The sequence below is a fragment of the Streptomyces sp. NPDC058198 genome (assembly GCF_042882605.1).
GTDB lineage: Bacteria > Actinomycetota > Actinomycetes > Streptomycetales > Streptomycetaceae > Streptomyces.
Window position 1 is genome coordinate 18,456 of sequence record NZ_JBHVVP010000011.1, and the last position, 24,529, is coordinate 42,984.

Below are 24,529 nucleotides of genomic sequence, written 5' to 3' on the forward strand. Positions count from 1 at the left end.
GGAGCGGTCCGCGCCCCGCCGTAGAGCGGCCCGCGCCTCTCCCTTCCGTAACAGCGGGGTTACGTACCGGACTCAGAAAGTCACCGCACGCCCCTCGTGGCGGCGATGTGTCGTACCCCACACTGGGGTGCGGTGCCTGAGTCCTCGGAGCGCGGCCTGCCCACCGGCGAGTGGGCGCCTCACCCCCGCGGATCCGCTCATCGTGTACGGGACGGAAAGCGGCCCGGCTGCCTCCGTCCCGCTGCCGCACGCCCCCGAACCGGCAGCGATCACCCTGGAGGTCGCCCCCCGTGCAGACCCGGACCCAGACGTTGACCCAGCCCTTGCCCCAGTCCTTGACCCGGACGCTGCCCCAGGCGTCGGCCGAGACGGTGACCGAGCCGGTCATGGAGACCCTCACCGAGAACCCCGTGGAGATCCCCATCGTTCCCGTGCCCCCGGGCCGGCGCGGCAGCCGTGCCGACAGCGACGGGCCCTCCTCCGATCTCTTCCGCCAGTACCTGCGGGAGATCGGCCGCGTCCCGCTGCTCACCGCCGTCGAGGAAGTGGACCTGGCCCGCCGCGTCGAAGCTGGCCTCTTCGCCGAGGAGAAGCTGAGCAGCGCCCCTGATCTGGACTCCCGGCTCGCCCTGGATCTCGACAGGCTCGTGGTCCTGGGCCGGATGGCCAAGCGCCGGCTGATCGAGGCCAATCTGCGGCTCGTCGTCTCCGTGGCCAAGCGCTACGTCGGCCGCGGACTGACCATGCTCGATCTCGTCCAGGAGGGAAACCTCGGCCTGATCAGGGCCGTTGAGAAGTTCGACTACGCCCGCGGCTACAAGTTCTCGACGTACGCGACCTGGTGGATCCGCCAGGCCATGTCCCGCGCGCTGGCCGACCAGGCCCGTACCATCCGCGTCCCGGTCCATGTGGTCGAGCTGATCAACCGCGTCGTACGGGTCCAGCGCAGAATGCTCCAGGAACGCGGGTACGAGCCCACCCCCGAGGAGGTCGGCGCCCAGCTGGAACTGCCCCCGGAGCGGGTCAGCGAGGTGCTGCGGCTCGCCCAGGAGCCGGTCTCCCTGCATGCCCCGGTGGGGGAGGAGGACGATGTCGCGCTCGGCGATCTGATCGAGGACCGCGACGCCGCGTCCCCCGTCGAGTCCGCGGCCTTCCTGCTGCTGCGCGAACATCTGGAGGCGGTGCTCTCCACCCTCGGCGAGCGCGAACGCAAGGTCGTCCAGCTGCGCTACGGGCTGGCCGACGGCCGGCCCAGGACGCTGGAGGAGATCGGCCGGATCTTCGGCGTGACCCGCGAGCGCATACGCCAGATCGAGTCCAAGACGCTGAACAAGCTGCGCGTCCACGCCTCCGCGGAGCAGCTGCGCGGCTACCTCGACTGACCCGGCGCCGCGCCCCCCGCCCGGCTGGGCGGTACGGGCGCGGCGCCGGGATCCGGTCAAGCCGCCGGGGTTCGAACGCCCCCCAGGTCAGTCCACTTCGGCGACCGCCTGCGCGAACTGGGCCGCGTACAGCCGTGCGTACGCGCCCTGCGCCGCCAGCAGCTCGTCGTGCGTGCCCTGTTCGACGATCGCGCCGTCCTCCATCACCAGGATCACGTCCGCGTCCCGGATCGTGGAGAGCCGGTGCGCGATCACAAAGCTCGTACGACCGTGGGCCAGCCGCGCCATCGCCTTCTGGATCAGCACCTCGGTCCTGGTGTCCACCGAGCTGGTCGCCTCGTCCAGCACCAGGATCACCGGCTCGGACAGGAACGCCCGAGCGATGGTGATCAGCTGCTTCTCGCCGGCGCTGACCCCCGAGCCCTCGTCGTCGATCACCGTGTCGTAGCCGTCGGGGAGCGTACGGACGAAACGGTCGGCGTGGGCCGCTCGGGCCGCCTCCTCTATCTCCTCCCGGGTGACCTCGCGCGAAGCGCCGTACGCGATGTTCTCCGCTATCGTCCCGCCGAAGAGCCAGGTGTCCTGGAGGACCATGCCTATCCCGGACCGCAGTTCCTCGCGCGAGATCTTCGCGACGTCCATGCCGTCCAGGGTGATCCGGCCGTCCGTCACCTCGTAGAACCGCATCAGCAGATTGACGAGCGTGGTCTTGCCCGCACCTGTCGGGCCGACGATCGCGACCGTCTGTCCCGGGTCCACCGAGAGCGACAGATTGTCGATCAGCGGCTTGTCGGGGGAGTACCGGAACGACACGTTCTCCAGCGCCACCCGTCCCTTCAGCTCCCGCAGCCGCTCCACCGAAGGCGCGTCGGGCTCCTGCTCCTCGGCGTCCAGCAGCTCGAAGATCCGCTCGGCGGAAGCGACCCCTGACTGCACCAGGTTGGCCATCGAGGCGACCTGGGTCAGCGGCATCGAGAACTGCCGTGAGTACTGGATGAACGCCTGCACATCACCGATCGACAGCGTGCCCGAGGCGACCCGGAGTCCGCCGACGACCGCGATCAGCACATAGTTGAGATTGGATATGAAGAGCATCAGCGGCTGCATGATCCCGCTGTTGAACTGCGCCTTGAAGCCCGCCTCGTAGAGGTCGTCGTTCTGCTCCCGGAACGCCTCCGCCGACTCGTGCTGCCGTCCGAAGACCTTCACCAGGGCGTGCCCGGTGTACATCTCCTCGACATGGGCGTTGAGCGTGCCGGTGACCTTCCACTGCTGCACGAACTGCGGCTGCGACCGCTTGCCGACCTTCGCCGCCACGAGCACCGACAGCGGCACCGTCACCAGGGCCACCAGCGCGAGCAGCGGCGAGATCCAGAACATCATCCCCAGCACACCGACGATCGTCAGCACCGAGTTGATCAGCTGCCCCATCGTCTGCTGCATGGTCTGCGAGATGTTGTCGACATCGTTCGTCGCCCGGCTGAGCACCTCGCCGCGCTGCTGCTGGTCGAAGTACGACAGCGGCAGCCGCGACAGCTTCGCCTCGACGTCCTCCCGCATCCGGAACACCGTGCGGTTGATGACCCGGATGGAGAGCCGCGTCGACACCAGCATCAGCAGGCCGGCGGCCAGATACACCACCAGTACCACCAGCAGGACATCGCCCACCGCGCCGAAGTCGATGCCGCTGCCCGGGGTGAAGTCCACCCCGGAGAGCAGGTCGGCGAGCTGATCGTCGCCCTTCTCCCGCAGACCGGCGAGGGTCTGCGCCTTGGTGACACCTTCCTGGGTCTGCCGGCCGATGACCCCCGCGAAGATCAGGTCCGTGGCCCGGCCGAGGATCTTCGGGCCCACCACCGACAGCGCCACGCTCAGCACACCGGCGCCGAGCATCCACCAGAGCGTGGACTTCTCCACGATCAGCAGCCGTAGCAGCCGCTTGCCCGACCCCTTGAAGTCCATCGACCGCTGCGTGGGGCCGGCCATCATCATGCGTCCGCCTGGACCGCTCATCAGGCAGCCTCCGCCTCGGTCAGCTGGGAGAGAACAATCTCCCGGTATGTCGCGTTCCCCGCCATCAGCTCCTGATGGCGGCCCGTCCCGACGACCCTGCCCTCGTCCAGCACCACGATCCGGTCGGCGTCACGGATGGTGGAGACCCGCTGGGCGACGATCACGACGGTCGCCTCCGCGGTCTCGGCCGCCAGCGCGCGCCGCAGCGCCGCGTCCGTGGCGTAGTCCAGTGCGGAGAACGAGTCGTCGAACAGATAGATCTCCGGCCGCTGCACCAGCGTCCGCGCGATGGCGAGCCGCTGCCGCTGCCCGCCGGAGACATTCGTGCCGCCCTGCGCGACGGGCGCGTTCAGCCCGCCCTCCAGGGTGGTGACGAACTCCTTCGCCTGCGCCACCTCCAGCGCGTGCCACAGCTCCTCGTCGGTCGCGTCGGGGTTGCCGTACCGCAGATTCGTCGCGACCGTCCCTGAGAAGAGATACGGCTTCTGCGGCACCAGGCTCACGGTCTTCGCCAGCAGCGTCGGATCGAGCCCGCGGACGTCCTGGCCGTCGACGAGCACCTCCCCGCCGGTCGCGTCGAACAGCCGCGGTACGAGCCCGAGCAGCGTCGACTTGCCGCTGCCCGTCGATCCGATGACCGCGGTCGTCTCACCGGGCCGTGCGATCAACGACACGTCCCGCAGCACCGGCTCCTCGGCCCCGGGGAAGCGGAATTCAGCATTCCGCACCTCCAGATGCCCGTGCCGCCGCAGCTCCCGCACCGGGTTCTCCGGCGGTACGACACTCGACCTGGTGTCCAGCACCTCTTCGATGCGCTCGGCGCACACCTCGGCGCGCGGCACCATCATGAACATGAAGGTGGCCATCATCACGGCCATCACGATCTGCATCAGATACGCGAGGAACGCGGTCAGCGCGCCGATCTGCATATGGCCGCTGTCGATGCGGTGCGCGCCGAACCAGACGACGGCGACCGAGGACACATTCACGACCGTCATCACGGTCGGGAACATCAGCGCCATCAGCCGGCCGGTGCCCAGCGCCACGTCGGTCAGCTCGGTGTTGGCTCCCCGGAAGCGCTCCTTCTCGTACTCGTCCCGGACGAACGCCCTGATCACGCGGTTGCCGGTGATCTGCTCGCGCAGGATCCGGTTCACCGTGTCCAGCCGCGTCTGCATGGTCCGGAACAGCGGCCGCATCTTCCTGACGATGAGGCTCACGGCGATGCCGAGCACCGGCACGACCGCCAGCAGCACCCCCGACAGCGGAATGTCCTGGCCGAGCGCCATCACGACGCCGCCGACACACATGATGGGCGCGGACACCATCAGCGTGAACGACATCAGGACCAGCATCTGCACCTGCTGGACGTCATTGGTGGTGCGGGTGATGAGCGAGGGGGCGCCGAAGTGGCCCATCTCGCGGGCGGAGAAACTCTGCACCCGCTCGAAGATCGCGGCCCGCACATCCCGGCCGAGGGCCGAGGCGGTCCGTGCGCCGTAGTACACGGCGCCGATGTTGCAGATCACCTGGACGACGCTGACGGCGATCATGATGCCGCCGAATTCCAGGATGTAGCCCGTGTCCCCCTTCACGACACCTTCGTCGATGATGTCGGCGTTGAGGGTGGGCAGATAGAGGGTGGCGGACGTCTGCAACAGCTGGAGCGCCACCAGCAGGGCTATCGGTCTCTTGTACGGAGCGAGATGGGCTCGCAGAAGACGTAGGAGCACGCGAAGTCTCTCGGAGTCGGCAAAGGTGGAGGGGTCGACCCCATCTTGCGGCACTCCGGCCGCTGAGCCCCAAGGGTTTATGTCCAAGGACGGGTCAAGAACCGCCCCCCGGGCGACACCCCGCGCAGGCCCCCGGGCGGAGCCGCGCTCAGCCCCCGGGCGGAGCCGCCCGCAGACCGCGGGCGGAGCCGCGCTCAGGCCCCCGTGCCGAATGCTCCCGGGTGGATCTCCTCCCGCGTCGCCATGTACTGCTGCCGCACCGCGGTCCCCACGGCCGCGTCCTCACCCGGCTCGAAGACCTGGGCGGCCGCGCCCTGCCAGGCCGGCGGGGAGTGCCGGGCGAGCGACCCCCGCGAGACCCCGAGCGCCCAGGCCGCCTGCCGCGCCGCGCCGAGCGCCGTGTAGTCCGCGGGCTGCGGTACGACCACCTGCGCCCCGAAGATCGCCGGCGCCAGCGCCTGCACGGCGGTCAGCTCGGCGGCCGCCCCCAGCAGGAACACCCGCCGCACCTCCACCCCGCGCCCGCGCAGCACGTCCATCGCGTCGGCTAGTGAGCAGAGCATCCCCTCGAACGCGGCCCGTGCCAGATGCTCCGGCTTCATCGACTCACGCCGCAGCCCGGTCAGCGTGCCCGCCGTGTGCGGCAGCTGCGGGGTCCGCTCGCCCTCCAGATAGGGCAGGAACACCAGACCCGAGGAGCCCGGCGTGGACTTGAGCGCCAGCGCGGACAGCTCGTCCAGATCCTCCGTACCCAGCAGTTCCGCCGTGCCGCGCAGCGCCCGTACGGCGTTCAGGGTGTGGACGACCGGCAGATGCATCCCGGTGGCGTCCGCGAAGGAGGTGATCATTCCGGTGGGATCGGCGAGCGCCTCGTGGTGCACGGCCATCACCGAGCCCGACGCTCCCAGCGACACCACGGCGTCCCCGACGGCCACGCCGAGCCCGAAGGCGGCGGCCATGGTCTCGCCGGTGCCGGCGGAGATCAGCAGCCCTTCGGGAGTGGTCCCCGCGGCGTCGGCGGGACCGAGCACCTCGGGCAGCGCGGCCTGGTGGCCGAGCGCCAGCTCCACCAGGTCCGGCCGGTACGTCCCCGTCCGCGCGGACCAGTAGCCGGTCCCGGACGCCGCGCCCCGGTCGGTGGTTCTGCGCGCCGGGCGGCCCAGCAGCTGCCAGACCAGCCAGTCGTGCGGCTGCATGATCAGTGCGGTGCGCCGCGCCGCCTCCGGCTCGGCCCGCGCCATCCAGCGCAGCTTGGCCACGAGCTGCGCCGACTGCGGTACGGATCCGACGGCCTCGGCCCACGCCTGTCGGCCGCCCAGCGCGTCCACCAGATCGGCGGCGGCGACCTGCGCCCGCTTGTCGTTGCCGAGCAGCGCGGGGCGTACGAGATTGCCCTGCCGGTCCAGCGCCACCATGCCGTGCTGCTGCGCGGCGACGCCGATGGCCTGCACGCCCTCCAGCAGACCGCCGCTCGCGGCCTCGCCGAGCGAGAGCAGCCAGACCTGCGGATCGACCTCGGTGGCCTTCGCCTCGACCGGATGCGGCGCGTACCCCTGCCGCAGCACGGCACCCGTGTCCGCGTCACAGACGACGATGCGTGTGAACCCGGACGAACTGTCCAACCCGGCGACTATTCCCATGCCACCCGATTCTGCCGCACGCGCGGCGCGGCGAGGGCTGCCGGGAGGGTCCGGGTCCGTGGGACCGGGTTTTTCAGGTGTTGCTGGTTCCCCAGTCGTCCCGGCCGTTCTGGCTGCGCTCCCGCAGCGAGCGCACGCGCTGGGCCACGGAGTGCGGCATCTTGTCCCCGACCTTGTCGCCGACCACGCCGCTCACCGAGTGGTACGCCTTGCCCGCGACCTCCCGGCCGGTCTGCGCGGCGGACTCGGCCGCGTTGCGCACCGCCGGATTCTGCGAGACCTGGCGTGCCGACTTCTTCAGCTGCTCGTAGCGCTCGCGTCCGGCGCGGGTTCCGAGAACGTATCCGCAAGCCAGTCCCGCGATGAACGTGAGGCGGTACCGCATGGCTGCCACCCTTCCCTAAGCGTCGGAGTCCCCAGCGTCAGCGTCGGACCGTCGGTCTGTGCTCTTCGCCTACCCCGTAGTGGCCCGGGATCACCCGACGTGACCGGGGTGGATACCGATTGGCGAAGCACCCCCCTGCTTGCGCTAATGTATGTGTCGCAGCGAACGTGCGCCGCCCGGGACGACCGGGGTAGGTACGTTCGGTGCACACGCAGCAATCCCCTGTAGCTCAATTGGCAGAGCAGCCGGCTGTTAACCGGCAGGTTACTGGTTCGAGTCCAGTCGGGGGAGCGCGGTCCCCTGTAGCTCAATTGGCAGAGCATTCGGCTGTTAACCGGAGGGTTGCTGGTTCGAGTCCAGCCGGGGGAGCACAAACGAGGAGGACCCTTCGGGGTCCTTTTTCGTATGCCCAGGACCCCTGGCGGGTACGCCTCCCGTCCCTCCAACGGCTGTAGTTGGAGGTTCCCGGAACCACGCACTGCACGGTGCGGTCCTCAAGGTCAAACGATGCCGCCCATCCGAGGCAGGAGATCGTATGAGCGGCTATGCTGCGGCAGACGGGCGCGCACAAATGTGCGCGACGCGCCGTTAGGGGCGGTAGCTCAGCCGGTTAGAGCAGCGGACTCATAATCCGTCGGCCGTGGGTTCGAGTCCCACCCGCCCCACCGGGCCCCCAGGGAAGAATCGTTCTGACCTGGGGCTTTTTCATGTCCGGGCGGAGCGGGGGAGCCGGCGGGGGCGGGCGGCGGTGCTAGATCTTTTCGCCCGTACGGCAGTACCCCCACTCGGCCCAGGGGGAGCCGGACGTGGAGCCCCCGCGGAGCGTCACCTCTCGGCGTGTTCGGCCGGGCGTTCGACGGTCCGTCCACTCCGCCGCACGAGCCGATACAGAGCGTCAGGAGCCTCATGTCCACCGTCCCGCCGCGCGTCCTCTATGTCACCGATCTCGCCTACGAGGCCAAGGGGCGCAGGTACTGCGACGAGGACATCCAGCTGTCGTCGCGGCTGCGGCGGGACTTCGCCGTCGCCCTGTGCCATCCTCTCGACGCCGAGGGGCTCATGGGGTCCTTCGACGCCGTCGTGGTGCGCAACAGCGGGCCCGTGCTGCACTACCAGGAGCAGTACGACGCCTTCCGCGACCGGGCGCGAGCGGCCGGGGTCCGGGTGTACAACCCGCTGACCGGGCGGGCCGACATGGTGGGCAAGCGGTATCTGGCGGAGCTGAGCGCCGCCGGGTATCCGGTCATCCCGACCGTCGACCGCGCCGAGGACCTGGGGCGGCTGCCGCGGGCCGACACGTATGTCGTCAAGCCCATGGTCGGCGCGGATTCGATAGGGATGGAGTTCGTCCCCGGGGACCGGCTCGCGGACCTCGCCCTCGGCGACGTACTGGTCCAGCCGCTGATCCCATTCCGCTACGAGGTCTCGTTCTACTTCGTCGACCGTGACTTCCAGTACGCCCTGTACGCGCCGGACCCGGCGCGGCGCTGGGAGCTGGTGCCGTACGAGGCCGGGGCCGCGGATCTGGCGTTCGCGCGGCGGTTCATCGACTGGAACGCGCTGGAGCACGGGATCCAGCGGGTGGACGCGTGCCGCGCCCCGGACGGGGAGCTGCTGCTCGTCGAGCTGGAGGACCTCAATCCGTATCTCTCCCTGGAGTCGGTGGACGCCAGGACCCGCGAGACCTTCGCCGCGCGGATGGCGGCGTCGCTCCACGATCTGCTGCGCTGAGACGCCCGGGCTCCTGCCGCGCTGAGACGCCCCGGCTCCTGCCACGCCGGGATGTCCCTGACTCGTATACGGGACTGTCGCGCGGAGACGGGACCGGGCCCGCGCAGCATTTGTTTTCTCACTCGACCATGTCCCGGGCGTGCCCGGTGGCCGTGCCGTTCCCGTGCGGGCCCGCCGGAAACCCTGCTGCTCAAGGGCCGTTCGGGCCATCTGTGGCATGGCTCACACCGCCCGACCGCCCCGGCGGAGACGTCCGTCGAGGATTTGAACATGACCTTGACAAATTAATTCTGTGTTGCCAGCATCACATCGCTCACCGCGGAAACCAGAGACTCCCACCCCATGCAGGGACCTCTGCCCCGACCGCAAAGCGCGACGGCGCGCGCCTTGCCTGACGTTCCCCCCACCGCAAGTCAGGAAGGAAGCTCTCGATGCCCCTACGCCCTCCAGCGTGGTCCAGACTCCTCACAGCGCTCGCGCTCGCGCTCACCGGCACGGTCGCCGTCGGTGCGGCGGCGACCGGAGCACCGGCCGAGATACCCGCCTCCGACTACCAGCAGGTACAACTCGCCTCCGGCGCGGCCGAGTTGGGTGAGGCGATGTCGCTCGCCGTACTGCCCGACCGGTCGGTGGTGCACACGGCCAGGGACGGCAGCGTGCGGCTGACCGATGCCGCGGGCAACACGAAGCTCGCGGGCAAGCTGAACACCTACACCCATGACGAGGAAGGTCTCCAGGGAGTCGCGGCGGACCCCGGGTTCGCGACCAACCGCTATCTGTACCTGTACTACTCGCCCGCACTGAACACCCCGCCGGGGGACGCCCCCGTCAGCGGCAGCGCCGCGGACTTCGAGCCGTTCAAGGGCCATCTGAATCTCTCGCGGTTCACCCTGAAGACCGACGGCACCCTCGACATGGCCAGCGAGAAGGTCGTCCTCGAAGTGGCGAACGACCGCGGCCAGTGCTGCCACGTCGGCGGGGACATCGACTTCGACGCGCAGGGCAATCTCTATCTGTCCACCGGTGACGACACGAACCCGTTCGAGTCGCAGGGGTACGCGCCGATCGACGAACGGACCGACCGCAACCCGCAGTTCGACGCCCAGCGCTCCTCCGGCAACACCAACGACCTGCGCGGCAAGGTCCTCAGGATCAAGCCGACCGCCGAGGGCGGCTACACCGTCCCGGGCGGCAATCTCTTCGCCCCGGGCACCGCGGACACCCGTCCCGAGATCTACGCGATGGGCTTCCGTAACCCCTTCCGTATCGCCGTCGACAAGCCGACCGGCGTCGTCTACGTGGGCGACTACGGCCCGGACGCCGGGGTCTCCGACCCGAACCGCGGCCCCAGCGGCCAGGTCGAGTTCGACCGGATCACCGCGCCGGGCAACTTCGGCTGGCCGTACTGCACGGGCACCAACACCGCCGCAGAGGCGTACAGCGAGTTCACCTTCCCCAGTGGTCCTTCGGGCGCGAAGTACGACTGCGCGGGCGGCCCCACCAACAACTCGCCGCACAACACCGGCCTCGACAAGCTGCCGGCCGCGCAGTCCAGCTGGATCAGGTACGGCGGCGACGCGGGCACTCCCCCCGAGTTCGGCGGCGGCTCCGAGTCGCCGATGGGCGGCCCCGTCTACCACTTCGACGCGAACCTCGACTCCGATGTGAAGTTCCCCGAGTCGCTCGACGGACTGTTCTTCGCCGCCGAGTACGGCCGTAAGTGGATCAAGCCCATCGAGGTGAAGGCCGACGGCAGCCCCGGCGTCATCGAGAGCTTCCCGTGGACCGGCACCCAGGTCATGGACCAGGCCTTCGGCCCCGACGGCGCGCTGTACGTCCTCGACTACGGCACCGGCTCCGACAACCAGGCGCTCTACCGCGTCGAATACGTCGCCGGCAGCAACCGCAACCCGGTGGCCCAGGCCGTCGCAGACAAGAGCTCGGGACAGGCACCCCTCGCGGTGGCCTTCTCCTCCGCGGGCAGCTCCGACCCCGAGGGCGGGGCGCTCAGCTACTCCTGGGACTTCGGTGACGGCGCCGGCTCCACCGACGCCAACCCGAGCCACACCTACACCGCGACGGGCACCTTCCAGCCCACCCTCACGGTCAAGGACCCGGAGGGGCTGACCGGCACCATCAGCCTGGTGGTGACGGTGGGCAACACCGCACCGACCGTGAAGCTGACCACGCCCGCCAACGGCGAGCTGTTCTCCTTCGGCGACACCGTGCCGTTCACCGTCGAGGGCAGCGACCCCGAGGACGGGCCCATCGACTGCGCCAAGGTCAAGGTCACCTATCTGCTGGGACATGACAGCCACGAGCACCAGATCACCTCGGCCGACGGCTGCGACGGGACTCTCACGGTCCCGGCCGACGGTGAGCACGACAGCGCCGCCAACCTCTACGGGGTCTTCGACGCGGAGTACACCGACGCCGGCGGTCTGACGTCGCACAGCAGCAGCGTCCTCCAGCCCCGCCACCGGCAGGCCGAGCACTTCTCGGACCAGTCCGGGATCGAGGTGGCGGGCCATGGCGCCGCCGAGGGCGGCAGCACGGTCGGCTTCACGGACGACGGCGACTGGATCTCCTTCACGCCGTACGCCGTGGACAACGCCACCCAGCTCTCGGCGCGGGTCTCGTCCGCGGGCCCCGGCGGCACCATCGAGGTACGGGCGGGTTCGGCCACCGGCACCCTGCTGGGCACGGCGACCGTGGCACCGACCGGTGACTGGGAGCAGTTCGCCGATGTGACGGCGGGCCTCTCCAACGCGCCGGCCGGCACCACCGAGCTGTTCCTCGTCTTCAAGGGACCGTCCGGCCAGGGCAACCTGTTCGACGTGGACGCCTTCACCTTCACCACGGCGGCGCAGGGGGCGAAGCGATGAAGCGTCACCTCACCCGTCGCGCACGGCAGCTGTCCTGCGTCCTCGCTGTCGCGCTCGGCGCCGCCTTCCTGGCGCCCGGCGGGACGGCGCAGGCCGCCGCCGACCCCTACCAGGTGCTCGTCTTCTCCAAGACCGCCGGTTTCCGGCACGACTCGATCCCGGCGGGCATCGCGGAGATCCAGGCGCTCGGCGCGGCGAACGACTTCACCGTCACGGCCACCGAGGACAGCGCGGCCTTCACCCCGGGGAATCTCGCCGGGTACGAGGCCGTGGTGTTCCTGAGCACCACCGGTGACATCCTCGACAACGCCCAGCAGGACGCCCTGCAGGCGTATGTCGACGGGGGCGGCGGCTATGTCGGGATCCACGCCGCCGCCGACACCGAGTACGAGTGGCCGGCGTACGAGCGGCTCGTCGGCACCTGGTTCAAGAGCCACCCGGCGATCCAGCAGGCCACGGTCGTCAACGAGGACCGGACCCATCCGGCGACCTCGCATCTGGGCGCGACCTGGTCCAGGACCGACGAGTGGTACAACTACCGCACCAATCCCCGGGCCGGCGTGCGGGTGCTCCAGAGCCTGGACGAGGGCAGCTACACCGGCGGCGAGATGAGCGGCGACCACCCCATCACCTGGTGCCATCCGCAGGGCGAGGGGCGGTCGTTCTACACCGGGCTCGGTCACACCGCCGAGTCGTACGCGGATCCCGCCTTCCAGCGGGAGCTGCTCGGCGGAATCCAGTACGCGGCCGGGGCGGCGACCGCGGACTGCACCCCCCAGGGTGACGGGGGCGATGACGGCGGCGGTGACGGACCGGGCGCCGTCGAAGCGGAGTCGTACAGCTCCTCCTCCGGCGTGGAAGCGGCGGGCCACGCCGGGGCCGGGGGCGGCAGGACGCTCGGCTACATCGACAACGGTGACTGGGCCGGATACGCGTCGGTGGACACCACGGGCGTCACGTCCTTCTCGGCCCGGGTGTCCTCGGCCGGCGCGGGCGGCACCATCGAGATCCGCTCGGGCTCGGCCACCGGCACGCTGCTCGGCTCGGTGGCTGTCGCGCCCACCGGCGGCTGGGAGACCTTCACCACGGTCTCCACGACGCTGACGGGCTCGGGCTCGGGACCGCTCTTCCTGAGCTTCACCGGCGGCTCGGGGTCGCTGTTCGACATCGACAGCTTCACCCTGACCAGCTGACCGCGCCGCGGTGGTGGTGCCCCTCACCCGGGGCACCGCCACCGCGGTGTTCCTCCTAGCGCGGCGACTCCCAGGTCACCGTCGTGCCCCGCTCGGCGTTCGCGTTCTGTGTGTCGTCCTGGGCGCCGCGCCGTCCGCCGCCCTCGGGCAGGCCGTCGTCCGTGACCACCAGCCGTACCCCGTCCTGTCCGTCCGGCAGCCGGGCCGCCGCGTCGACCTGCACCGCGATCGTCGTCACGCCCTCCCGCCGGTGCGCCGCCGCGAGGGCGCCGCGCAGCGCGGCCAGCAGCGCGCGGCCCGCCGGTTCGCCCACCAGCGTGTCCACCGGTCCGTTGAAGTGCACGGACGGCCGGAAGCCCAGCAGGACCGCCGCGCCGGCCGTCTCGCGCAGCACCTTTCCGCGCACGCTCGTCGGGGCGTCCGCCGGGGGCTGCTGGAGCGCGAAGATCGTGGTCCGCACCTCCTGGATCGTGGAGTCCAGTTCGTCGACGGCCCGGCCCAGCAGCTCGTCCAGGCCCGTCGCGGCCGCCCGTCGCCGGGTCGACTCCAGCATCATTTCCGTGGCGAACAGCCGCTGGACGACCAGATCGTGCAGATCGCGGGCGATCCGGTCGCGGTCCTCGTACACCGCGAGCTGCTCCCGGTCGTGCTGGGAGTCCGCCAGCACCAGCGCGAGCGCGGCCTGTGAGGCGAACTGCGTGGCCAGCAGCCGGTCCACCGCGCTGTACGGGCGGCCGCCGCGCCGCCGCGGCAGGGCGAGCGTACCGATCAGCTTGCCGCCGCTCTGGAGCGGCAGCATCATGCTCGGCCCGAAGCGCGCCCGTACATGCGTGGTCATCCGGGGATCGGTCGACGAGTCCTCGATGAAGACCGGTTCCCCGCCGAGCAGCTGGACGAGCACGGGGGAGCCGGGTTCGATGGTGGTGCCGACGATGTCGCCGGGATCGTCGACCGCGGACGCGGCGACGATCTCCATGCCGCCCTCCTCGGTGGGCTGGAGCACCACGCCCGCGTAGGCGTCGGCGAGGACCCGGGCCGACTCGGCCACGGTCATCAGCGCGTCGTGGGGGGTCTGCCCGGTCAGCAGGGCGGTGGTGACGGCGGCGGCCCCCTCGATCCACCGCTCACGCTGCAGCGCCGTCCCGTACAGCCGGGCGTTGGCGATGGAGATACCCGCCTGCGAGGCCAGCACGAGCAGCAGGGCCTGGTCCTGTTCGGTGAAGAGACCGGTCCGCTTGTCCGTCAGATAGACGCTGCCGAAGACGTCGGTGTCCACCTGGATCGGGACGCCGAGGAAGGAGCGCATCCCGGGGTGGCCGGGCGGCACGCCCGAGGACCTGGGGTCGGCCGTCAGATCGTCGAGCCGCAGTGGCCGGGGGTCCCGGACGAGGGCCCCGAGGATACCGGTGTGGCCGTCGGGCAGCCGTCCGATCCGCTGCCGGTCGGCGTCGCTCATGCCGGCGGTGAACAGCTCGGTGAGCCGGCCGCGTTCGGGGTCGATCACACCGAGCGCGCCGTACCGCGCGCCGATGAGTTCGGTGGCGGTGTCGACGATGTGCTGGAGCGTGGTGCGCAGTTCGAGGTCCGTGCCGATGCCGAGTACGGCCTCCAGCAGCATGGGCAGCCGGGGCGCCGGTGCCGCGTCGCCGGAGGCACCGGGGGTCTCGCCGGCCCCGCGGTCCTCGTCGCTCATCGCACCGCACGCCCCGCCCTCAGGTGGATTGGGAGAGCGGGTTCAGGACCATCGGCTGGACCTGTCCCTCCAGCATCGCGCCGAGGCCGAGCACGGCACAGACATCGGGACGCTCGGCGATGGTCACCGGCATGCCCGTCGCGTCGCGCAGCATCGTGTCGAGGCCGGGCAGCAGCGCGCTGCCGCCGACCATCATGATCCCGCGGTCGGCGAGGTCGGCCACCAGATCGGGCGGGCAGTCCCGGAGCACCTTGCCGATGCCGTCGAGGACAGCGGTCAGCGGGGTGTAGATCGCGTCCCGTACGGCCGCGGTGTTCACGAGCACCGAACGGGCGATGCCGGTGGCCACGTCCCGGCCGTGGATCTCGGTGGTGGCGGGACCGTGCGGGCTGAGGCCGTTGTTGCTGAGCGCGAGCTGCAGGGGGCGTACGGCATGGCTGGGCAGCAGCAGTTCGTGCTGGTGGCGCAGGTGCTGGATCACCGCGTGGTCGATGGCGTTGCCGCCGACCGGGATCCGCAGGGCGGTGACGATCGACCCGAGCGAGAGCACCGCGACCTGGGTGGTCGCCGCGCCGCACACCAGGATCATGGTTGCGGTGGGCTGCTCCACCGGCAGCCCGCAGCCGACGGCCGCCGCGATCAGCGTGTCGACCAGTTCGACCCGGCGCGCGCCGAGGCCGACCAGGGTCTCCACGGCGGCGCGCTGGGCGAGCGGGTCGCTGTCGTGCGGGGTGGTGGCGGCGGCGCGCAGCCGGGGTTTACGGCGCAGCTGACGGCGGAGCTTGTCGCCGAGGAGAAGGCGGAGCATCCGCTGAGCCATCTCGATGTCCACGACGGTGCCGCCGGTGACCGGACGGGCGACGCGGATGTAGTCGGGGGTACGGCCGGTCATCTGCTCGGCGAGGGAGCCGACGGCGATGAGCGCGCCGGTGCGGGTGTTCACGGCGGCGGCGCTCGGCTCGTCGACGACGAGTCCGGCGCCCTTCACAAAGACCCGGGTCCTGGCGGCCCCCAGGTCGACGGCGATATGGCAACGGCGCAATTGGTCAATGCTGACGGTCACGGCAGGTTCTCCCGAGAGCGCTGATGTGGTTCACCGGCGGCCGCCGGCCCTGTTCGCATCGTGCGCGGACGAGGCCCGCCGCGCGCGCTGGGCTACGCCGGTCGGGCGTATTGAGCTGACGGTGCGTCAGAAACCGTCCTCGCGGACCTGCGAACTCGGCTCCGGGCCGGACCAGCGCTGCAGCAGCCCCCAGGTGAACTCCGCGACGCGGGGCTCGCCGTCGGGGAGGGTGAACGCCAGCCCCATCCGGGTCGGGGCGGTGCCCTCCGTCGGCCGGGCGGGCGGGAAGGCCCGCGCGACCTCGTCCACGGTGTACGCCCACGGGCGCAGGTCCTCGGCCGTACGCAGCTCGGGGCTCGCCGCCCCCGGCGCGCGGACCAGCCATTCGTTCCATACGGCCCCGCCGGGCGCGGCCATCACCTCGAAGCGCAGATCGGGCCAGAGCGGTACGGGCCACAGCAGGGCGTCGCACTCCAGATCGCCGATCACCCGCCGGAACGTCAGCTCCGGGGCGCCGAGCACGGAGCGGTAGCGGGCCAGCGTGCCGCGGGCCCGTGGCGAGCGCGCCATCGCCTGCCAGCGGCGGTTGGCCTCGCGCATCTCGGCCAGGGACACGCCCAGTTCACGCCGCGCCTCATCGACCAGCTCCGGCTGGTGATCGGCCATCCGGCGCAGCAGTACGAGCTGGAAGTCGAGCGGCCCGAACGGCCCATTGGTGGTCATACCGCCATCCTGCCCGCCGCGCCCCGCGCGGGACGACACACACGGAAGCCAGCGTTCCACACACGATCCTCACAGTCTCGGCTATCCGCGTTGCGCCGCCGCCGCATACTCTGCGGGCGCCATGGACTACTGCTACCAGTGCCGACGGCACCTCAACGGCGCGCTGACCTGCGCCGGATGCGGAACCCCCGCCGAGGAGCTGCGGCAGCGAACCTCTGTCCCGCCCGGGTCGCACCACAGCCGCCACCCGGGCCAGGACAACCGGGGCGACCGCGATCACGACGAGTACGAGGGAGCGCCGGAGGGTGACTTCGGCCTGATCGGTCACCACCCGGAGCGCGACCCGTCCCAGGGGCGTGCGGCCGCGCGCCGTAAGAACGCGCGCCGTAAGTCGGCACGCCGTACCCGGCCGCGCCGGGCGCGCAGCAAGCGGGGCCGCCGGATACTCATCGGCACGCTCGGTGTGGTGCTCGCGGCGGCCGTGCTGAGCCTGGCCGAGCTGGCCCTGGAAGCGCCGCGCAAGAACCAGGCCACCTCCGTGAAGGAGGAGACGCCCGTCGACTTCGACGGCGGACCGCAGGACACGGAACGCCCCGTCGCCCCCGACGATCCCGGCCCCGTGGCGACGCCCAGCCCCGGTGCGAGCGGATCGGCGAGCCCGGCCGCCACCGGCGAGCCGGGTTCCGGCGGGTCGGGCCCCCCGGCGGCGTCCGCGTCGTCCTCCGCCGGCCCGAGCGCCAGTGCTACGGCGTCGGACTCGCCGGGGCCCGGCGACCCCAGCTCGGGGACGACCGGTCCCGCCGACCCGACGGGGCAGCCCACGCCGGGCGCCCCGACCCCGGCGGAGCCCCCGCCACCCCCGCCCCCGCCCGCGCCGGAGCCGACCGAGACCTGCACCTTCATCTTCTTCTGCTGGTGACCCGGGGCCCTGAGCCCCAGCCCCGTCGGTGTCGGCCGGGCGCTACGCCAGGCTCTCGCCCAGCATCCGCTTGAGCAGATCGCGCAGCACTTGGCGCTCTTCCACGGACAACTCGGCCAGTGGCTCGCGGGCGAAGCCCAGCGCGTCCCGCAGCAGCGCGGCGGTCGCGAGGCCCTTCTCGGTGGGCGCGGCCAGTTTCACCCGGCGGTCGGCCGGGTCGGGGCGCCGCTCCACCAGGTCGCGCGCTTCGAGCCGGTCCACGATGCCGGTGACATTGGACGGCTCGCACTTCAACTTCCGCGCGATCCGGCGCATGGGCATAGGTTCTACGGAGAGCAGCCCCAGCACGCGCGCCTGAGCGCCCGTGAGGGAGTGCTCCGCCGCGGCCTGCTCGTACTCCTCGTAATAGCGGGCCACGACGGTGCCGATGAGTTCGACGACCTCGAGGGTCAGGGGGTCCGTGCGCGAAGTGGCCATGGGCGCCAGCGTACCCAGTTACTTGACAACATGAAATATCTAGGAGCATGGTTGTTTCAGGCAGTGAAGCTTTTTCTCGTGGCTCACCGCCGAAGGACTATCTGAGGAGGCTCCGCACCATGACCGCACTTCCCGCGTCCGGCCGTGCCTGGCATCTCGCCGCCCGCCCGCACGGCTGGCCCGAGCCGGGAGACGTCGCTCTGCGCGAGGTCCCGGTGACCGAGCCGGGCGAGGGCCGGATCCTGGTCCGCAATCTGCACTTCTCGGTCGACCCCTATATGCGGGGCCGGATGAACGACGTGAAGTCGTACGCACCCCCCTACGTGCTGAACCAGCCCATGGACGGCGGCGCGGTCGGCGAGGTCATCGCCTCGCGCGCCGAGGGCTTCGAGGTCGGGGACCACGTCCTGCACGGGCTTGGCTGGCGTGAGTACGCCGAGTTCCCGGCCGGCCGTGGCACGAAGGTCGACGCCTCGCTCGCGCCGCTCTCCGCGTACCTCGGTGTGCTCGGTATGACCGGCCTCACCGCCTACGCGGGGCTCTTCGAGGTCGCCTCCTTCAAGGAGGGGGACGCGGTCTTCGTCTCCGGCGCGGCCGGAGCCGTCGGCAGCCAGGTCGGCCAGCTGGCCAGGATCAAGGGCGCCTCCCGGGTGATCGGCTCGGCCGGCTCCGACGAGAAGGTCAAGCTGCTCGTCGAGGAGTACGGCTTCGACGCCGCCTTCAACTACAAGAACGGGTCCGTCAAGGATCAGCTCAAGGAGGCGGCGCCCGACGGCATCGACGTCTACTTCGACAATGTCGGCGGTGACCATCTGGAGGCCGCGCTCTCTTCGTTCAACCTTTATGGCCGGGCCACCATCTGCGGCATGATCGCGCAGTACAACAGCACCGAGCCGTCCCCGGCCCCGCGCAATCTCGCCCTGGTCATAGGCAAGCGGCTGCGTCTGCAGGGCATGCTCGTCGGCGATCACTTCGCGCTCCAGCCGCAGTTCGTCAAGGACGTCGCGGGCTGGCTCGCCTCCGGCGAGCTCAAGTACCACGAGACCGTGGTCGAGGGCATCGAGAACGGCTTCGACGCCTTCCTCGGGGTCCTGCGCGGCGAGAACACCGGAAAGATGATCGTTACGCTCAACGGCTAGATCCGGACAACAGCCGGGTCCGGACAACAGCCGGACCCGGACAGGGCATTGGGATATCGCTTAGGCTCGACGCCAGGCCGCTGCGGTCCGTGGGCGCGAACCGCGGCGTACAACAGGAGGAATGCACCGCATGACCATCCAGAAGATCGATGTCATCTACACCGCCGTCGCCACCGCCGAGAACGGCCGTGACGGCCGCGTCTCCAGCGACGACGGCAAGCTCGACGTAGTCGTCAACCCGCCCAAGGAGATGGGTGGCAGCGGCGCCGGGACCAACCCGGAGCAGCTGTTCGCCGCCGGTTACAGCGCCTGCTTCCAGGGTGCGCTCGGTGTCGTCGCCCGCCAGGCGAAGGCCGACATCTCCGGCTCGACCGTGACCGCCAAGGTCGGCTTCGGCAAGTCCGAGGCCGGCGGCTTCGGACTGGAGGTCGAGCTCTCGGCCTCCATCCCGAACGTGGACGCGGCGACCGCCAAGGAGCTGCTGGAGAAGGCGCACCAGGTGTGCCCGTACTCCAACGCGACCCGCGGCAACATCAAGGTCGAGCTCTCCGTCGTCTGACCGCCCGCACCGCTGAGCATGACCGAGGGCCGGACCCCACGCGGGGTCCGGCCCTCGGGTTTTCGCTTCTACGGGCGATCAGTTACGTGGCTGAGCCGAGCAGCTACTTGGCGGAACCGAGCAGTGCGCGTCCCAGCTGCGCGAACGCCCCCTTGGGGTGGTCACGGAAGAGCGGCTCCGTGCCGAACAGCACCACCGGCGTGCCCTGCGCGGACGTACCGCTGACGATCGAGGGCTTGCCCGCGGCGTCCGCCGGGCCGCCCGAGCCGTTCTCGTTCGCCCGCCAGTGGCCCGAGACCAGCGGATTGCCGGTGCCGTACGACTGCTCCACCCGCACTCCGGTACCCAGACCGGTGAACCACAGCGGCGAGTAGACGAAGGTGTGCGCCGGGGCGCCACCCGTGATCCGGCCGCCGGCGTTGGCCACCCGCACCACGCCGTTGGCGTCGCCGTTGCCCGCCACCGGCGTGGCGGCGAGCAGTCCGGCGGCGGTGTTGAAGGCCGCTCCGGCGGAACCGAGCGCGACCAGTCCCGCGCCCCCGTCGAGGAATCCGTCCAGGGCCTCGCGGGCGGCCGGGTTCAGACCGCCGTACTGGAGACCGGAGGAGACGTACAGCACGTCCGCCGCCGACCAGTCGAAGCCCGCGTTCAGCGTCGCGGTCGACACCGGCAGCACCTCGAAGCCCATCTCGCGCAGCGCGAACTGCTCGCCCGCGGTCACCGCGGCCGCGACGCGCGTCCGGTGCAGCGACCCGGTCCCCTTCTCCTTCGTGGCGGCGAAGACGACGCCGTAACGGTCGGCGAGGACACGGGCCTGACGGCGGGCCGAGGACGGCACGATCGCCGCGCCGTCCGCCGCCCGGCGTACCTTCGCGCCCTGGCCGAGCAGGGAGTTGAGAGCGGCCAGCTCCTTGGGGTCGTCGAGGCGCAGACGCAGATCGCCGTGGCCCGCCACGGATCCGGTGGGCGAGGCCGCCTGGACCGTACGGCCCGCGATGTCCAGCCCGCCGGTGACCTTCTGCACCGTGTCGACGCTCGCGCCCCACAGCAGCCCCAGGCTCCAGCCCGAGATGTCGTACATCGTGGAGACGTCCGCGCTGATGTCACGGCCCGCGGCCAGGATCACGTTGGCCACACCGCGCTTGGGCTGGTGCATGTCGACGACGTACGAGCCCGCCGGGTACGAACGTCCCGCGAGCCGGAAGCCGCTGCGCGCCTGCTCCACCCGTACGTCATTGGCGATCAGATGGTCCACCAGCCGGGCCGCCGCCGGCGCCGAGCGCTGTCCGCCGCCGGCCGGGATCACATACGCCCGCGGGAATTCCGTGGTGTACACATCCTCGGGACCGATGCCCGGTACACCCGGCACGGTCTCCTCGGACACCGGGCGCTGGGCCTCGCCCGCCGCGCCGCGCCGGAACGTCTCGATCTGATCGGCGATCACCGACGCGCGGTGGTCCAGCGTGTAGCCGAGCGCCGCGCGCATCGCGGCGCCCGCGATGTCGGTGTTGATCGCCGACCTGCGGCGCAGCTCCTCGACCGGCAGATTGGTGTAGTCGGTGCCGTTGACCCTCAGCGGGATCTCGATGGTGTGCGTGGCCACCGCGCCCTGGAACGCCATGTACTGCGGGGTGAAGATCGGCGGCCAGTCGTCCCAGCCCTCCTGCTGGTCGCGGAAGGGGATGACGGGCGGCCGGACGCCGTCCTTCGCGGGCGTGTAGCCGAGATCGTTCACCGCCTTCTCCATGCCGAGGGCGTTGGCGTACGAGTTCTTGAGGAAGAGGTCGTACTCGTAGTTCTCGCCGTGCGGCGGGGTCGTCGGCTCGATCAGCGTGCCGTTGACATAGCCGTGCAGGTCGAGCATGACGGCAGGCTGCTTGTCGATGGCGATCTGCCGGACGGCGCGCGTCTCGGGCTGCGAGGCGGTGATGAAGTCGCGGTTGAGGTCGAAGCCACTGGCGTTGGGGCGGGTTCCGGCGATCCGGCCGTCCGGGTTGGACGTGACATTGAGATAGATCCGGTTCTTGGCCAGCAGGTCCTTTGTCCTGTTGTCCTTCGCCTTCGCCAGCTCCTCGATGAGCTTCAGCGCGGCGTCGGTGCCCTCCCACTCATTGCCGTGGATGTTGTTGTTGATGAACACCGGCGTCTTGTAGCCGGACTTGATACCGCGGTCCTTGGCGGCGGCCGCGGGGGAGTCCTCGATCCGCTCGCGCATCCGGTCCTGCTCGCGGGCCTCCCGCTCGGTCTCGGGCGCCGTGACGGTGACGAGATAGAGGTCATGCCCGCCGGCGGAGCGTCCCGCCACCTCCACGCTGACGCGGTTGCCCAGCTCCTGGAGGGCGTTGAGGCGCGGGGCGAGTGCGTGATACGGAGTCAGACCGAGCTTGATCGACTTGTCGGCGGGGTTCTCGGGCGGCGCTTCGAGGACCGTACGGCGGGGGTAGCCGCCGTCCTTGCGCAGCACGGGACCGGGTGTGCCGAGCGCGGCGAGGGGGGCGGCGGCGGACGCCTGGCCGGTCCTGCCGGCCGCGGAGTCCTGGGCCCCGCTGTCACGGACGTGATGCGGCCGGGGGTCGGCACGGCCGGGAACGGCGGACGCGGGGAGCGGGGCGAGCAGCAGCGCCCCCGCTGTGACGGCGGTGGTGAGCAGAACAGGTCTGGGTATCCCCATGCGTGGTACCTCCGGGATGGCGGAACTGATCAAAAATGATCGGTGGCGATCGACGGTGATCGGCGGAGATCGGTAAGCAGGGTCTACAGGTTGTGCTCCCCGACTTCAAGAGGCGTCGGCGATCGGCCGGTAGGGTGAACCCCATGCGTGATCTCGGAACGGGCTTCGGCTACTTGATGAAGGGCCAGCGCTGGGTCGTCGGCCGCGGCCGCTGGTTCGGATTCGGGCTGCTGCCCGGTCTGGTCACGCTGGTGCTGTACGCGGGCGCGCTGATCGGTCTCTTCTACGGCGCCGACGATCTGACGGCCTGGGCGACGCCGTTCGCCGACGACTGGTCCTCGCCCTGGCTCGGTCTGTTCCGCGGCTTCCTCACGGCGCTGCTCTTCGTCCTCGGGCTCTTTCTCGCGGTCATCACCTTCACCGCCGTGACCCTGCTGGTCGGCCAGCCCTTCTACGAGTCGCTCTCGGAGGAGGTCGACCGCTCCGAGGGCGGCGACGTCCCCGAGTCGGGACTGTCGTTCTGGCGGGAGCTGTGGATCTCCGCCCGGGACAGCCTGCGGATCCTCGCGCGGGTGGCGCTGTACGGCGTCCTGCTCTTCGCGCTCGGCTTCATACCGGTCGTCGGCCAGACCGTCGTCCCCGTGCTCGGCTTCTGCGTCTCCGGCTTCTTCCTGACGGAGGAGCTGACGGCGGTGGCGCTCCAGCGGCGCCGGATCGAACTGAAGGAGCGCCTCGTCCTGCTCAGGGGCCGCCGCATGCTCGCCCTCGGCTTCGGTGTCCCGCTGACCCTCGCCTTTCTCGTGCCGCTCGTGGCGGTCTTCCTGATGCCGGGCGCGGTGGCGGGCGCGACGCTGATGGCCCGCGATCTGGTGGCGCCGGAGGAGGACCGGGACGACGAGGACGGCCCCCGCCCGCCGGGAGCGACGCTCTCCCTGGGCAAGAGCGGGCAGCAGTAGGTCCAGGACATGACGCCGCCGCCGGAGCCGTATCGGATCCGGCGGCGGTGTCGTTTCCTCAGGAGGCTTCCGCCGCCACGGTGATGATCGACCGGAGCTGGGCGATGATGTCCAGCCGGTTCTGTACGAACGCCGGATCCGTCACGGTCCCGGTCGCCGGGTCGGTGTTCCCCGCCCCGAACTCCAGCACCGGCGTGTGCACATGGCCGCCCGGGATGTCCCGGCCCAGCCGGTCGCGGAGCAGGGTCGCCCGGTAGGCGATCTCATTGGAGAGATAGTCCCCGCCGCCGCCCGCACGGGCCGCCGAACCGGGCGTGGGGCCGTCCGGCCGTACCACCGGAGCGGTCGCGCCCGCCGGGACCTCGGTCACCGACGTGTTGTCGTACACCGGGAACCGGCCGGTGTCCGCCGCCACGATCGCGGGATACGGCAGGCTGGTCACCGTCCACTGCGGCTGCGACGCCGGATCACCGACCGGCACGAGCCCGGTCTCCGAGACATTGTCGTTGTCCCCGAACCCGCCGCGCCAGGCGCCGTTGAACCGCTCCACATCGATCCGGCCGACCCGGCCCTGGCTGACCGTCGTGAACAGGTCGGCCTGGGACAGCGGCCGGCGCAGGGCCTGTTCCACCGTGCCGTCGGCGAAGTCCTGCCAGCGGACCGGGAAGACGGCCGTCTCGATCCGGGCCGGCCCGTCGGCGGTCCTGATGACCGTGCCGTCCAGCGCCAGCGCCGTCGCCCCCGACGGATTGCTGATCCGGATGTCGCGGTCCAGCGTGAACGGGTCGAAGCCCGTCACCACGATCCGCTTGATGCCACGGTCGTGGCCGCCACCGCGCGCCGGGAAGGTCAGCGAGTCCTGGCCGCGCGACGAGCGCTCCAGCTTCCCGAGCAGACCCGCCCGCGCGGACTCGGACAGCCCGAACCCCGGCTCCCACGCACGCAGTTCACGGGTCATCGCGAGCCGCGCCCAGTACAGCGGCCGGTCGTCGTCCCGGCTCAGATCGCCGCCTGCGGGGCCCCGCCCCTGCGCCCGGTCCACCGCCCGCTGCCACAGCCGCCCGCCCTGCCGTACGACAGCCCGCTCGGCCTCGGCGTACGAGTCCGCGCTCCGCAGTGACCTGACGAAGTCCGGTGCCACCGCGTCGAAGCCGCTGCGCCGCAGGATCTCCTGCGGCACGGCCCGGTCGAGGCGCTGCTCCTCGACGGTGAACGCCGCGGCCGAGGGCCCCGGTTGGGCGGTGGCGAGCGGCGGTGGCGCCGCGAGGGTGAGAGCGGCGGAGGTGAGCAGGACGAGTCCGAGCAGGTCCGGGCGTACACGTATCCGGCCCTTGGTCCTCATGAGTCTCACGGGATTCCTTCCGTCG

The 24,529-nt window shown here is 70.9% G+C and carries 16 protein-coding genes, 3 tRNA genes and 2 pseudogenes; 11 read left to right on the forward strand and 10 right to left on the reverse strand.

Translation table 11 applies throughout. From position 1 onward, the window contains the following. Positions 1-191: 191 nt before the first annotated feature. Positions 192-1,382: pseudogene (locus tag ACFVWW_RS27575) on the forward strand (RNA polymerase sigma factor). An 87-nt stretch (positions 1,383-1,469) separates the two neighbouring features. On the opposite strand, the gene ACFVWW_RS27580 reads toward ACFVWW_RS27575, so the two are convergent. The 4 genes from ACFVWW_RS27580 to ACFVWW_RS27595 all read right to left on the reverse strand — a co-directional run bounded on the left by ACFVWW_RS27580 (position 1,470) and on the right by ACFVWW_RS27595 (position 7,153). Then, positions 1,470-3,395 carry an ABC transporter ATP-binding protein gene (locus ACFVWW_RS27580; RefSeq protein ID WP_384189271.1) on the reverse strand — a complete coding sequence of 642 codons (1,926 nt, stop codon included), beginning with the start codon at positions 3,393-3,395 and terminating at the stop codon, positions 1,470-1,472. Further along, complete coding sequence (locus ACFVWW_RS27585; protein WP_386877491.1) at positions 3,395-5,128, reverse strand: ABC transporter ATP-binding protein; 1,734 nt, start codon at positions 5,126-5,128, stop codon at positions 3,395-3,397. Before ACFVWW_RS27585 ends, ACFVWW_RS27580 begins: the two co-directional genes overlap by 1 nt. A gap of 194 nt (positions 5,129-5,322) precedes the next feature. Further along, positions 5,323-6,768 carry an FGGY family carbohydrate kinase gene (locus ACFVWW_RS27590; protein WP_384331612.1) on the reverse strand — a complete coding sequence of 482 codons (1,446 nt, stop codon included), beginning with the start codon at positions 6,766-6,768 and terminating at the stop codon, positions 5,323-5,325. Between the two features lie 73 nt (positions 6,769-6,841). Beyond that, entirely contained in the window at positions 6,842-7,153 is a 312-nt protein-coding gene (locus tag ACFVWW_RS27595; protein ID WP_384189266.1) for a YtxH domain-containing protein, read from the reverse strand. Between the two features lie 218 nt (positions 7,154-7,371). Here ACFVWW_RS27595 and ACFVWW_RS27600 point away from each other — a divergent pair. From ACFVWW_RS27600 to ACFVWW_RS27625, 6 genes and pseudogenes are all read left to right on the forward strand, one after another. Beyond that, a tRNA-Asn gene (locus ACFVWW_RS27600) sits at positions 7,372-7,444 on the forward strand. 5 nt (positions 7,445-7,449) lie between these two features. Beyond that, positions 7,450-7,522: transfer RNA gene (locus ACFVWW_RS27605), tRNA-Asn, on the forward strand. Between the two features lie 222 nt (positions 7,523-7,744). After that, positions 7,745-7,818: transfer RNA gene (locus ACFVWW_RS27610), tRNA-Ile, on the forward strand. A gap of 241 nt (positions 7,819-8,059) precedes the next feature. Next, on the forward strand, positions 8,060-8,884 hold the full coding sequence (locus ACFVWW_RS27615) for a hypothetical protein (RefSeq protein WP_384189250.1): 825 nt from the start codon (positions 8,060-8,062) through the stop codon (positions 8,882-8,884). A gap of 431 nt (positions 8,885-9,315) precedes the next feature. Then, positions 9,316-11,769, forward strand: coding sequence for a carbohydrate-binding protein (locus tag ACFVWW_RS27620; RefSeq protein WP_384189248.1), 2,454 nt, complete (start codon positions 9,316-9,318; stop codon positions 11,767-11,769). Continuing rightward, a pseudogene (locus tag ACFVWW_RS27625) lies at positions 11,766-12,956 on the forward strand (ThuA domain-containing protein); the annotation flags it as partial. The gene ACFVWW_RS27620 and the pseudogene ACFVWW_RS27625, both read left to right, overlap by 4 nt. A 61-nt stretch (positions 12,957-13,017) precedes the next feature. Here the strand turns inward: ACFVWW_RS27625 and ACFVWW_RS27630 are convergent. From ACFVWW_RS27630 to ACFVWW_RS27640, 3 genes are all read right to left on the reverse strand, one after another. Then, entirely contained in the window at positions 13,018-14,655 is a 1,638-nt protein-coding gene (locus ACFVWW_RS27630) for a GAF domain-containing protein (protein ID WP_386877490.1), read from the reverse strand. Positions 14,656-14,674: 19 nt separating this feature from the next. Continuing rightward, positions 14,675-15,718: a rod shape-determining protein gene (locus ACFVWW_RS27635; protein WP_384183923.1), complete on the reverse strand. Its 1,044-nt coding sequence runs from the start codon at positions 15,716-15,718 to the stop codon at positions 14,675-14,677. Between the two features lie 126 nt (positions 15,719-15,844). Beyond that, a complete protein-coding gene (locus ACFVWW_RS27640) occupies positions 15,845-16,441 on the reverse strand; it encodes a hypothetical protein (protein ID WP_386877489.1) in 597 nt (198 codons plus the stop codon). Between the two features lie 121 nt (positions 16,442-16,562). Here ACFVWW_RS27640 and ACFVWW_RS27645 point away from each other — a divergent pair, with 121 nt between their 5' ends. Beyond that, positions 16,563-17,360 carry a hypothetical protein gene (locus tag ACFVWW_RS27645; RefSeq protein ID WP_386877488.1) on the forward strand — a complete coding sequence of 266 codons (798 nt, stop codon included), beginning with the start codon at positions 16,563-16,565 and terminating at the stop codon, positions 17,358-17,360. A 42-nt stretch (positions 17,361-17,402) separates the two neighbouring features. Here the strand turns inward: ACFVWW_RS27645 and ACFVWW_RS27650 are convergent, their stop codons facing one another. Further along, positions 17,403-17,837 (reverse strand): MarR family winged helix-turn-helix transcriptional regulator, encoded by a 435-nt coding sequence (locus ACFVWW_RS27650; RefSeq protein WP_384183915.1) that lies wholly within the window; start codon positions 17,835-17,837, stop codon positions 17,403-17,405. A 119-nt stretch (positions 17,838-17,956) separates the two neighbouring features. On the opposite strand from ACFVWW_RS27650, the gene ACFVWW_RS27655 reads away from it, so the two are divergent. Continuing rightward, complete coding sequence (locus ACFVWW_RS27655) at positions 17,957-18,976, forward strand: NADP-dependent oxidoreductase (RefSeq protein ID WP_386877487.1); 1,020 nt, start codon at positions 17,957-17,959, stop codon at positions 18,974-18,976. 130 nt (positions 18,977-19,106) lie between these two features. Further along, complete coding sequence (locus tag ACFVWW_RS27660) at positions 19,107-19,535, forward strand: organic hydroperoxide resistance protein (protein ID WP_384183911.1); 429 nt, start codon at positions 19,107-19,109, stop codon at positions 19,533-19,535. Between the two features lie 103 nt (positions 19,536-19,638). Here ACFVWW_RS27660 and ACFVWW_RS27665 read toward each other — a convergent pair whose 3' ends face one another. Continuing rightward, on the reverse strand, positions 19,639-22,206 hold the full coding sequence (locus ACFVWW_RS27665) for a M14 family zinc carboxypeptidase (RefSeq protein WP_386877486.1): 2,568 nt from the start codon (positions 22,204-22,206) through the stop codon (positions 19,639-19,641). A gap of 143 nt (positions 22,207-22,349) precedes the next feature. Here ACFVWW_RS27665 and ACFVWW_RS27670 point away from each other — a divergent pair, with 143 nt between their 5' ends. After that, positions 22,350-23,162 (forward strand): EI24 domain-containing protein, encoded by an 813-nt coding sequence (locus tag ACFVWW_RS27670; protein WP_384183906.1) that lies wholly within the window; start codon positions 22,350-22,352, stop codon positions 23,160-23,162. A gap of 58 nt (positions 23,163-23,220) precedes the next feature. Here the strand turns inward: ACFVWW_RS27670 and ACFVWW_RS27675 are convergent, their stop codons facing one another. Beyond that, positions 23,221-24,504, reverse strand: a complete 1,284-nt coding sequence (locus ACFVWW_RS27675; RefSeq protein WP_386877720.1) for a pyroglutamyl peptidase — start codon at positions 24,502-24,504, stop codon at positions 23,221-23,223. Positions 24,505-24,529 lie beyond the last annotated feature (25 nt).

Bases quoted from the DNA above. Each gene is read 5' to 3' on its own strand.
- ACFVWW_RS27645 (WP_386877488.1), top strand. From the start codon at position 16,563: ATGGACTACTGCTACCAGTGCCGACGGCACCTCAACGGCGCGCTGACC.
- ACFVWW_RS27615 (WP_384189250.1), top strand. From the start codon at position 8,060: ATGTCCACCGTCCCGCCGCGCGTCCTCTATGTCACCGATCTCGCCTAC.
- ACFVWW_RS27670 (WP_384183906.1), top strand. From the start codon at position 22,350: ATGCGTGATCTCGGAACGGGCTTCGGCTACTTGATGAAGGGCCAGCGC.
- ACFVWW_RS27650 (WP_384183915.1), bottom strand. From the start codon at position 17,837: ATGGCCACTTCGCGCACGGACCCCCTGACCCTCGAGGTCGTCGAACTC.
- ACFVWW_RS27620 (WP_384189248.1), top strand. From the start codon at position 9,316: ATGCCCCTACGCCCTCCAGCGTGGTCCAGACTCCTCACAGCGCTCGCG.
- ACFVWW_RS27640 (WP_386877489.1), bottom strand. From the start codon at position 16,441: ATGACCACCAATGGGCCGTTCGGGCCGCTCGACTTCCAGCTCGTACTG.
- ACFVWW_RS27655 (WP_386877487.1), top strand. From the start codon at position 17,957: ATGACCGCACTTCCCGCGTCCGGCCGTGCCTGGCATCTCGCCGCCCGC.
- ACFVWW_RS27675 (WP_386877720.1), bottom strand. From the start codon at position 24,504: ATGAGGACCAAGGGCCGGATACGTGTACGCCCGGACCTGCTCGGACTC.
- ACFVWW_RS27630 (WP_386877490.1), bottom strand. From the start codon at position 14,655: ATGAGCGACGAGGACCGCGGGGCCGGCGAGACCCCCGGTGCCTCCGGC.
- ACFVWW_RS27580 (WP_384189271.1), bottom strand. From the start codon at position 3,395: ATGAGCGGTCCAGGCGGACGCATGATGATGGCCGGCCCCACGCAGCGG.
- ACFVWW_RS27660 (WP_384183911.1), top strand. From the start codon at position 19,107: ATGACCATCCAGAAGATCGATGTCATCTACACCGCCGTCGCCACCGCC.
- ACFVWW_RS27595 (WP_384189266.1), bottom strand. From the start codon at position 7,153: ATGCGGTACCGCCTCACGTTCATCGCGGGACTGGCTTGCGGATACGTT.
- ACFVWW_RS27665 (WP_386877486.1), bottom strand. From the start codon at position 22,206: ATGGGGATACCCAGACCTGTTCTGCTCACCACCGCCGTCACAGCGGGG.
- ACFVWW_RS27590 (WP_384331612.1), bottom strand. From the start codon at position 6,768: ATGGGAATAGTCGCCGGGTTGGACAGTTCGTCCGGGTTCACACGCATC.